The following is a 7896-nucleotide window of genomic DNA, read 5'->3' as shown; positions in this document are numbered from 1 at the left end:
GTGTATCAGGTTCAGAAACCGTGACTGATACACCGCCATCGGGAGCAAGCCCCCTCCCACAGGGGATTAGAGTGTGCGTCAGAGATCACGCACTACGCGAAACCCGATCCAGTCGCCCCGCGTCTGCGGGTAGATGTTGTTGCGGTTGCCCGAGCGCGAGAATACCGGTGCTTCGCCCCAGTCATTGCCGCGGATCTGGTAGGACTCGCAGTTCGGCTCCATCCAGGCGCTGCCGTCGGTCGGGGCGCCGATATAGTTGGGATGTTCACAATCGGCGACCCGTTCGTAGACGTTGCCATGCATGTCATACAGACCAAACGCATTCGGCGGGTAGCTGCCCACCGGCGATGAATAGCTGTAGCCGTCTGCCGGTCCATAGGTGTTGGCATGCTGGGCGATGCTGTAGCCCTTGCCTTCATCGAACGGGAAGGGGAATGGCCCGGTGGAACCGGCGCGGGCCGCGTATTCGCGTTGGGCTTCGCTGACCATGTGGTATTGCTGGCCGGTTTTCTTCGACAGCCAGGCCACGTAAGCCTTGATGTCGTCCATGTCCATGCACACCGCCGGCTGGCGCGGCCCCTGGGGGTAGCGCGGTTTGCTGGCGATGCATTCACGACCAGGGCGGTCGTCACCATTGGCGATCTTGACGCCGGTCTGGCGGACGTAGCTGTCCCATTCGCCGGCTGTGACCTGGAAGCGGCTCATGGCGAACGGCTTGGCAAAGGTCACTGCATGCATCGGGCCTTCATCGGGCTCGCGGCCGACTTCGTCTTCCGGTGTGCCCATGGTGAACGTGCCGGCGGGCAGTACCACCATTTCCGGGCAGTCCTTGCAGTCCTTGAACACTTTGCCGGGTTGCGCGGCGGCGGCCTGGGCCAACCCCGGCAGCAAGGTGCTGCACAGGGCGGTCAGCGCCAGCGTGGTCAAGGGTTTGAGTCGCAATGCAATCATGGGGACGCCTCGTTCAAAGGAAGAATGGGAGTCACAACCGCTGGCTCAGCACGGTCATGAAACGGTGTATCTCATCCGAGCTGTTCAGCAGGCCGGGGGAGGTGCGGATCACCGGGCCGACATCACGGTCGACCGCGTCGATGACCACGCGGTTTTTCATCATGTGCGCGGCCACCGCATCGCTGTCCTGGCCCTTGACCCGGAAGAACGTAAACCCCGCCGACAGCTCGGGGCTGCGCGGTGTGACCAGCTCGATTTGTGGGTGAGCCAGCAGCTGGTTCTTCAATTCGCTGTTGAGGGCATGGATGCGCGCCTGCACCGGCGCCTTGCCCAGTTGCAGGTGCAGCTTGAACGCCTCGTCGGCCGCCCAGCGATGCTCGAAGGCGTGATAACCGCCGGGCGTCATGGTGGTGGCGAAGTTGGTGTCTTCGGAGAAGGTCGGCACCATCGGCGTGACGTACTTGTTCTCGGTTTCGCGGGCGCAGACCAGGCCGGTACCGCGTGGGCCAAACATCCATTTGTGCGTGCCGGCGATGAAGAAATCGCAGTGCATGTCCGGGAAGTCGAGGTTTTCCACGCCGAAGCCGTGTACGCCATCGATCACATACAGAATGCGGTCCTGGTCGTCACGGTTGCGATTATGTTCCGCCACCAGTTTGCCGATCTCGCCGACCGGTAGTTTCACGCCGCTGCCCGATTGCACCCAGGTCATGCCGAGTACGCGGGTGTTGGGGCGCAGGTTGCGCTGGATATTGCCCAGCACTTCATCTGCGGACACCTGGCTGGGGTTGTCGAACAGCGCGATGCGGCGCACCTGGGTGCCTTGTTTCTGCACGCGAAAATCCAGGCTGTTCTGGGTCGCGTAATGCTCGTGCACCGTCGTCAGGATTTCCTGGTCGGCACGCACCTTGATCCCGCCGTAGATCATCGCCAAGCCTTCGGACGTGCTGCCGGTCAGGGCGATCTGCGCCGGTGTGGCGTTCAGGTAGCGCCCGGCCCATTCACGGACCTGGCCTTCGCGCTTCCAGGTTTCCTGCAGGTCCCAGTCCATCGCCAGCCCGGGGTTGCGGTCGATCTGCATGCGGTAGCGCTCGATGGCGTCGCGCACGGGCTTGGGGTGTGACGCCACCAGGAAGTTGGAAAAGTGCAGGTAATCCGGGTCCTGGTTGAACAGTTGCTTGAGTCCCGTCCATGGGTCGTTCGCCAGCGGTGTGGCTGGTGCTGCCAGTGCCTGTGGCAGCAGCGGCAGGCCGGCGGCGAGTACGCCGGCCTGCTTGAGAAAAGTACGGCGGTTGGTCATGGACTTACTTCGTCGGTGATTAACGGTTGGCCAAAGGCTTGGCGGCTTTTTGTACCTGGTCCCAGACCCGCAGGAAGTTACCGCCCCACAGCTTGGCGATATCGGCTTCGGAGTAGCCGCGCTGGATCAGTTCGGCGGTGACATTGCGCACTTCGCCGACGTTCTCCCAGCCCTGGATGCCGCCGCCGTCGTTGAAGTCCGAAGCGAGACCGACGTGATCGATACCGATCTTGCGCACGGTGTAGTCGATGGCGTCGCCCAGGTCCTTGAGGGTGGCCTTGGGTTCTTCGTCGAGGATGGCGTACAGCGCACTGGCGTATTGGCCGAAGCGCTGTTCGGGCCATGCGGCAATGATTGCGTCGCCGGGCATCAAGGCCACGGCCAGGTTGGGCAGGGGCGGCAGGTCGAAGCGTGCGCGCAGGGCGTTGAGCTTGTCCTGGGTTGGCTGGCTCAGCGGGCGCAGGTAGGCGGAAAAGCCTACGATCTGCACCACGCCGCCGCTGTTCTTGATCAATTGCAGCTCTTTGTCGCTGAGGTTGCGCGGGATGTCGACGAACGCCCGCGGTGCCGAGTGGGAGGCCACCAGCGGCGTGCGGCTCGTCTGTGCCACTTGCTCCAGGGCTTTGGTCGACATCTGCGACACATCAATGATCACGCCCAGGTCATTCAGGCGGTGGACGGCTTGCTTGCCGATCTCCGACAGTCCCTCGAGGGCGTCCACCGAGTCGTTGAAAAACGGCAGTGGCCGCGAAGAGTCGGACCAATCGTTGTTGCCCACGTAACTGAAGCCGAACATGCGCATGCCGCGCGCGGTCCACAGGTCCAGCTGGTTCAGGTCGTTGCCCAGCGGGTAGGCGTTGAGCATGCTGATGAAAATCGCGAACTTGCCCTCGCCATGCAGGCGCCGGAAATCATCCGGGGTGTAGGCGATGCCCACCTGGTTGGGGAAGTCGCGCACCATGCCGGAGATGATCTTGTAGCGCACCTCCTGCTCGTGGCGGGCTTCTTCGACAAAGCCCTCGGTGGGTTTGTGAGGCGCGTTGGGGCCGTTCCAGATTTCCGGCCAGCCGAAAATGGTCAGCGCCGCGCCGGACAAGCGACCACGCGCCGCCTTGGCCAGGTCGAACTGGCCGCCGCCATCCTTGTCGGCCTCGTTGCCGGCGGTGCCGAAATCCAGGGGGACGGTGATGTGGCTGTCGAAAGACAACAAACGGTCCTGCATCTCGTTGGCCTGCTTGATCACCTCCAGCGGGTAACCGGCATTGCCCTTGAACCAGTGATCCCAGGCCAGGAAACCGGCCCCGGCACCGATCGCCAGTGCCAGCGGCAGGCCGATGTACAGCGCCTTTTTCGAACGTGGTTTTGTCATTGCCATCTCAGTCAGTTGCGGCCTTTGCTATCAGGGAGGAACGAGCGATGGCGGGGGAAATTTAGAGCCAGCGATGCACCGGTAAATTTTGCCGGGCTGCAAACGTTCTAGCTCTGATTAAGCCGTTTCCTAAGGTAGACAATGACGATCTCTCGACGTGGGTTCATCGCAGGCCTGGCGCTGACCGGCGCGGCTGTGCCGGCGGCCCTTTATGCCCATCGTGAGTTGACGCGCGAAGAAGCGTTCCCCATCACCCCCGGCGAAGCCACGGTCGACCTGGCCGATACCCAAGGCCAGCACTTGGCCAATACCTTGCGTGGCGTCTGGAACCTGCGCCTGGAAGGGCGCGATGCCGGCCTCAAGGGTTTGCCTTCGCAAGGCCTGGCGCTGCTGCTGGACATCGCCCCCCGTGGCCGTGGCCTGCGCGGTTACCTGGACACCGCCGACAACCTGCGCGCCGAAGGCGAGCCGCGTTACCGCGTGCTGGGCGATCTGGTGACGGGTGAGGGCGCCTTGCTCTATTGGCGGCTGATCGACCGCGATTCGCCCGCCGGCGTCCCCGCCTATGAATTCAAGATGACCCTCGATGAAGTCTGGGCCGATTTCGGCAACGCCGGCAGCGGTACTCTGACCGGGCAGATCCTCGACCTCAATCGCCCATTGGCGCTGACCGAACGCGACAACCGTTTTGTCGCGCACAAACAGCTGTTCCCCGAAGCCCGCCAGCGTATCGGCCTCAATCCCACGTTGCTGGCCTGGTTGATCTCGCCCGAGCATCGCCTGTTTCACCAGCTGTGGCACGCCACCCGCGACCAATGGCACAAGCTCTCCGAGGAGAAACGCGACGCCCTGCGCGGCATCGGCTGGCAGCCCGGCCCGCGTGGCCAGGAGCGTGATGCGCGAGGCCAGCGCAAGGACCGCAACGGCTCGGGCATCGATTTCTTCTTCATGCACCGGCATATGCTCGGCACGGCGCGCTCCATGCAGGACCTGCCGTCATGGCCGCAATTCCCCGAACCGCAACCGGCGCTGGAACGCGACCGCCTGGGCTTCCTGCGTTACTTCGACAACCACGACGGCTTCGCGCTGCCGCCGGCCTGGTCGGCCCCGGACGATGCCGATTACACCCAATGGGTCGGTGACATCAAGGCGGCCGAGACTTACCACAGCAACTTCCAGGTGTGGGAGTCGCAGTACCGCGACCCGCGTTACCTGGCCAAGTTGACCCTGGGCCAGTTGGGCTCGGAAATGGAACTGGGCCTGCATGACTGGCTGCACATGCGCTGGGCCTCGGTACCTCGCGACCCGTCCAATGGTGCCCCGGTGCCTTTCGCCCGCGACCCCTCGGACTTTGCCGCCCGCTGGTATGCGCCCGAAAACGACTTCCTCGGCGACCCGTTCTCCTCCCACGTCAACCCGGTGTTCTGGCATTTCCACGGCTGGATCGACGACCGCATCGAAGACTGGTTCCGTGCTCATGAACGCTTCCACCCGGGCGAAGTGAGCCGCCGCGAAGTCAACGGCGTGGCCTGGTTTGCCCCAGGTCGTTGGGTCGAAGTCGACGACCCGTGGCTGGGCCCCGATACCCACGGCTGCAGCACCACGCCAGGGCTGCAAATGGGCCGCTCAATGGAGATGGACCCGGAAACCATGAAGCTGGCCCTGCGCATCACCTTCGGCACCGATGAAGACCTGCTCAAGAGCTGGTTCAAGCGCGTGCCGCAACGGCCGTGGTATGCGCGGCATTTGAAGGTCAAAAGGGACGACTGAGCCTTTGCGCCAGTGAGCTCAAACCTGCTCCTCCCCCCGCAACTGCACGCTCATGGCGTCACAGCTGGCTGCCCAGTCGCTTAACCACTGCGGCATCGCAGGTGAGGTCTCGTCCAGGCCCAGTTCACGCAGGAAATCCGCCGGGGGCAGGGTGCCCTTGGCGTTGCGGAACAGCCCGCGCATCACCACCACGCCAACCACCCGGCCCTGGCTGACGAAGCGGTGCTCCATCAGGCTCCACTTGTGGTCCCAGCCGAGCATGCGGGTGTGCACCTCGAACGCTTCGAACAGTTTCAACTCGCGGCGGAACTTGCCCCAGGTATCGCCCACGATCGGCAAGGCTTTTTGGCGCAGGGCCACGCGAAAGGCGCCGGTGCGCAGTACAAAATCCATGCGTGCCACGTCCGCCAGGGAAAAATACCGGCCATTGGTGACATGCCGGTTAAGGTCCAGGTCCAGCGGCCACACCCGCATGCGCACCACGGTGGTGTCCAGCCCATGCACGGGGTTGCGCCACGGGCGGCGGCACAGCATGCGGAACAAGCGAAACCAGAGATTCATAAAAACGCCAGGCAGTTGATCGGAGCGGGCACTGTAAAGGTGTCGGATCGGCTAAGGTAGGTGCGCAAATGACTTATTACATGCGAAAAGCGCAATAGGCCCCTCAATGCACATCACCTTGCTTCTGGCCGATCAATGCTCCGCCGCCAGTGCCACCCTGGCCCTGGAAATGCTCAGCGCCGCCAACCTGTTCGCCGAGACGCCGCCCTTTGAGCTCACTGTTGCATCCCTCGACGGCGAGCCTGTGGCGGCCTGGGGTGGGCAGCGTTTGCTGGTGGACCGTTCACTGGCGCAAGTGGCCCAGACCGACCTGGTATTGATCCCGGGATTTCTCTTTACCCTGAAAGAAGCCTTGCCGGCGTTTCCAAGCTACGGCCCCTGGCTACGTGAGCAGCATGCGCGTGGCGCAGTGCTGGCCTCGATGTGCACCGGCGCTTTTCTACTGGCCGAAACCGGCTTGCTATGCGACCTGCGCGCCACTACCCATTGGGCGTTCGCCGAGCTGTTCCGGCGCCGTTACGCCACGGTGCGCCTGGATGAGGCGCAGATCCTGTGCGAAGAGAACCGCATGATCACCTGTGGCGGCGCCAGTACGGCAATGGATTTGATGCTGCACCTGATTCGCCGTTTCGGTTCGCCGGAACTGGCCCACACGTGCAGCCGATACCTGCTGATCGATACGGTACGCACCGAACAATCGGTGTATGCCATGTGGTCGCTGCCCAAGAGCCATGGCGACGTTGAAATTCTGCGGGTACAGCATTGGTTGGAGCAGCACTTTGCCCAGCCGCTGGTGATCGACGAGGTGGCGCGGCGCTTTGGGTTTGGCGTGCGCAATTTCAAGCGGCGCTTCAAGGAGGCGACCGCCCATACGCCGATTGCCTACGTGCAGGCCCTGCGCCTGGAGCGGGCCAAGCAGATGCTCGAATCGACGCGCATGACCCTCGAAAGCATCACCTACGCGGTGGGGTATGAAGACAGCAATTCGTTTCGCCGCCTGTTCCAGCAACGGGTGGGGATGTTGCCGGCGGCGTATCGCAAGAAATTTCTCGGCGTTGTGCGGTGATTCAACGGCGCAATTGCGGCTCGTCTTCGATACACGTCACCAGAAACTCCATCACCACTTTCACCGAGGGTGAGCGGCGCATATCCGGGTACACCGTGAGCCAGATATCGCGCACCGGACCTTCGCTGGCCGTGGGCAGCCTGACCAGTAACGGATCGTGGTCGCCCACCAGGGTCGGCAATACCACGGCACCGACCCGCGCGCGGGCTGCCATTTGCTGGGTAATCAACTCACTGGCGGCAAACACCACCGGGCGTTGGCCGCGCACTTGATGCATCCACGCCTGTTGGGGCAGGTGATCGCGGCTACTGTCATAGGCGACGAAGCCCCACTGCGGCGCTGGCAATTGTTGCAGTTCGGGCGAGCCATACAGCCCGAAGCGCACCACGCCGACCTTGCGCCGCACCAGCGCGTTCTCGTCGGGCCGCACGGTGCGCAGGGCGATATCGGCCTCGCCCTTGTCCAGTGCCGCGACCTGGGTAGACGGGATCAGCACCAGGTTCAACTGGGGGTACTGCGCACGCAAACGGGCAATGTGGGGGGCGATGCAATGGTTGGCGATGGACGGCGGGCAACTGACCCGTACCGTACCGACCATTTCGATGGAGGCGACCCGCGACAGGCGCATGACGTCAGTGGCCATTTCGTCCATGCCGGCCGCCAGTTTCGCCAACGCCAGGCCCTGCGCAGTGAGCGGCCGGCTACGCGGCAAGCGGTCTACCAGCTTGACGCCCAGGGCTTTTTCCAGCGCGTCGACGCGGCGCCCGACGGTAGCATGTTCCACCTGCAACTCCCGCGCTGCCGCCGACAGCGACTGGGTGCGTGCCAATACGGTGAAGAAGTACAGATCCTGCCAGTCGAACATCGGGTTATTTCCGC

General features: G+C 63.3%; 7 protein-coding genes. 2 read left to right on the top strand and 5 right to left on the bottom strand.

All coding sequences use genetic code 11. The features are described from left to right. Positions 1 to 78: 78 nt before the first annotated feature. From ACQRBV_RS23860 to pvdM, 3 genes are read right to left on the bottom strand one after another with little or no spacing between them, the layout of a single operon-like run. Positions 79 to 951: a formylglycine-generating enzyme family protein gene (locus ACQRBV_RS23860; protein ID WP_090371665.1), complete on the bottom strand. Its 873-nt coding sequence runs from the start codon at positions 949 to 951 to the stop codon at positions 79 to 81. Positions 952 to 982: 31 nt separating this feature from the next. After that, positions 983 to 2251 (bottom strand): aminotransferase class V-fold PLP-dependent enzyme, encoded by a 1269-nt coding sequence (locus ACQRBV_RS23855; RefSeq protein WP_411985584.1) that lies wholly within the window; start codon positions 2249 to 2251, stop codon positions 983 to 985. Between the two features lie 19 nt (positions 2252 to 2270). Continuing rightward, the gene (gene pvdM / locus ACQRBV_RS23850; protein ID WP_090371662.1) at positions 2271 to 3620 is read right to left on the bottom strand and encodes a pyoverdine-tailoring dipeptidase-like protein PvdM; all 1350 of its coding nucleotides are present in this window, start codon (positions 3618 to 3620) and stop codon (positions 2271 to 2273) included. A 141-nt stretch (positions 3621 to 3761) separates the two neighbouring features. Between pvdM and ACQRBV_RS23845 the strand changes: the two genes are divergently transcribed. Then, the gene (locus ACQRBV_RS23845) at positions 3762 to 5390 is read left to right on the top strand and encodes a twin-arginine translocation signal domain-containing protein (RefSeq protein ID WP_411985583.1); all 1629 of its coding nucleotides are present in this window, start codon (positions 3762 to 3764) and stop codon (positions 5388 to 5390) included. A gap of 18 nt (positions 5391 to 5408) precedes the next feature. Here ACQRBV_RS23845 and ACQRBV_RS23840 read toward each other — a convergent pair whose 3' ends face one another. Beyond that, positions 5409 to 5951: an acyl-CoA thioesterase gene (locus ACQRBV_RS23840; protein ID WP_090371656.1), complete on the bottom strand. Its 543-nt coding sequence runs from the start codon at positions 5949 to 5951 to the stop codon at positions 5409 to 5411. A gap of 106 nt (positions 5952 to 6057) precedes the next feature. Between ACQRBV_RS23840 and ACQRBV_RS23835 the strand changes: the two genes are divergently transcribed. Beyond that, positions 6058 to 7017, top strand: a complete 960-nt coding sequence (locus ACQRBV_RS23835) for a GlxA family transcriptional regulator (RefSeq protein ID WP_411985582.1) — start codon at positions 6058 to 6060, stop codon at positions 7015 to 7017. Position 7018: 1 nt separating this feature from the next. On the opposite strand, the gene ACQRBV_RS23830 is transcribed toward ACQRBV_RS23835, so the two are convergent. After that, the gene (locus ACQRBV_RS23830; protein ID WP_411985581.1) at positions 7019 to 7882 is read right to left on the bottom strand and encodes a LysR family transcriptional regulator; all 864 of its coding nucleotides are present in this window, start codon (positions 7880 to 7882) and stop codon (positions 7019 to 7021) included. Positions 7883 to 7896 lie beyond the last annotated feature (14 nt).

The sequence above is a fragment of the Pseudomonas sp. R11F genome, from assembly GCF_050312575.1.
GTDB lineage: Bacteria > Pseudomonadota > Gammaproteobacteria > Pseudomonadales > Pseudomonadaceae > Aquipseudomonas > Aquipseudomonas palleroniana.
Note: the sequence above shows the minus strand (reverse complement) of the source record. Positions and strands in the feature narration are given on the sequence as shown.

What these genes read in the sequence shown, in the direction of transcription:
- ACQRBV_RS23860 (WP_090371665.1), bottom strand. Translation starts at nt 951, where the DNA reads ATGATTGCATTGCGACTCAAACCCTTGACCACGCTGGCGCTGACCGCC.
- ACQRBV_RS23855 (WP_411985584.1), bottom strand. Translation starts at nt 2,251, where the DNA reads ATGACCAACCGCCGTACTTTTCTCAAGCAGGCCGGCGTACTCGCCGCC.
- pvdM (WP_090371662.1), bottom strand. Translation starts at nt 3,620, where the DNA reads ATGACAAAACCACGTTCGAAAAAGGCGCTGTACATCGGCCTGCCGCTG.
- ACQRBV_RS23845 (WP_411985583.1), top strand. Translation starts at nt 3,762, where the DNA reads ATGACGATCTCTCGACGTGGGTTCATCGCAGGCCTGGCGCTGACCGGC.
- ACQRBV_RS23840 (WP_090371656.1), bottom strand. Translation starts at nt 5,951, where the DNA reads ATGAATCTCTGGTTTCGCTTGTTCCGCATGCTGTGCCGCCGCCCGTGG.
- ACQRBV_RS23835 (WP_411985582.1), top strand. Translation starts at nt 6,058, where the DNA reads ATGCACATCACCTTGCTTCTGGCCGATCAATGCTCCGCCGCCAGTGCC.
- ACQRBV_RS23830 (WP_411985581.1), bottom strand. Translation starts at nt 7,882, where the DNA reads ATGTTCGACTGGCAGGATCTGTACTTCTTCACCGTATTGGCACGCACC.